Origin of the sequence: Metabacillus niabensis (assembly GCF_902829255.1) — a bacterium.
GTDB lineage: Bacteria > Bacillota > Bacilli > Bacillales > Bacillaceae > Metabacillus > Metabacillus niabensis.
In genome coordinates this window covers 1-1,004 of the sequence record NZ_CADEPK010000194.1, presented here as the reverse complement: position 1 = coordinate 1,004, position 1,004 = coordinate 1, and the positions used below count along the sequence as shown (strand labels likewise).

Annotated in this window: 2 protein-coding genes; one reads left to right on the top strand and one right to left on the bottom strand. The window is 33.1% G+C overall.

Annotation, left to right across the window (positions count from 1 at the left end; genetic code table 11):
• Positions 1 to 224: 224 nt before the first annotated feature.
• Positions 225 to 479, top strand: a complete 255-nt coding sequence (locus HU235_RS12885) for a hypothetical protein (protein WP_174880462.1) — start codon at positions 225 to 227, stop codon at positions 477 to 479.
• Between the two features lie 40 nt (positions 480 to 519).
• Here HU235_RS12885 and HU235_RS12880 read toward each other — a convergent pair whose 3' ends face one another.
• Complete coding sequence (locus HU235_RS12880) at positions 520 to 1,002, bottom strand: mismatch-specific DNA-glycosylase (protein WP_174880461.1); 483 nt, start codon at positions 1,000 to 1,002, stop codon at positions 520 to 522.
• Positions 1,003 to 1,004 lie beyond the last annotated feature (2 nt).

Sequence of the window (1,004 nt, the reverse complement as noted above, 5' to 3'; positions counted from 1 at the left end):
ACCAACGACAGAATTTTCACCTATTGAAGATATTCCACAAGACGTTTTCGAACTCCTCTCTGAGCACGAAAGGCTAACACAAAAATATTCAAATAAATTATCATTTTGCATACTTTTTGGACAAAAATGCTAATTCCTTAATTGATAGAAGCTAGGTTATTTGTACAATCTCTTTGTATTTAAAAAACATAAGATATGATGACTAAAATACAAGGAGGAAAAAAATGTCCCAACATTATTATGATTTATGCTGCAGATATAACGGTAAAGTAGTTCGAATACAAGATCGTCATGGAAATGTTCATGTCGGGAAAATTTGTAGAGTCACACGGAGCAAGGTTTTTATTCAACCATTTAATCGTCGTGGAAATGGCTTTGGACTAGGTTTTTATGGTGGATATGGTTACTATGGTTATCCATATGGAATCGGATTAGGTCTAATTACAGGTATAGCTTTAGCAGGATTATTTTTCTGGTAATGAGCAAAAAAATTGGGAGATTAGAGTATCTCCCAATTTTTTATTTCTTTATAGATAATACTTCTTTATATATACTAACAACATCATCCATTTTCATTCGCACTAACTCACTTGATGAGGGAGCAACAAAATCGATTACACCTTCAACTATTTGTTTATTTTGCCTGCCCCAATGTGTTTTACTTATTTGCTCATATTTCAAATAAACACCTTTGCCTACAAAAAAAGCAATTTTTGGTCTGTAGGTTGTTATTTTATTCCTAAGAATCTGTCTTCCTATTCTGTATTCATCTGACGTAATTTCATCCGCACTTTTAGTTGGTCGAGATACAATATTAGTAAATCCAATGCCCCTTGATAATAAAATATCGTCTTCATCAGGCTTGTAGAGTCTATCCGTTATCCCTGCTTGAAAAAGAATTTTCCAAAAACGATTAGATTTACTTGCGTAATGATGTCCTACTTCACCTGAGACGAGACTTGGATTAAAGCCAATAAAGAGTATGTCTAGATTTTCCTTAATTC

Excerpts from the sequence above, each read along its gene's own strand:
- HU235_RS12885 (WP_174880462.1), top strand. The coding sequence starts at position 225 with ATGTCCCAACATTATTATGATTTATGCTGCAGATATAACGGTAAAGTA.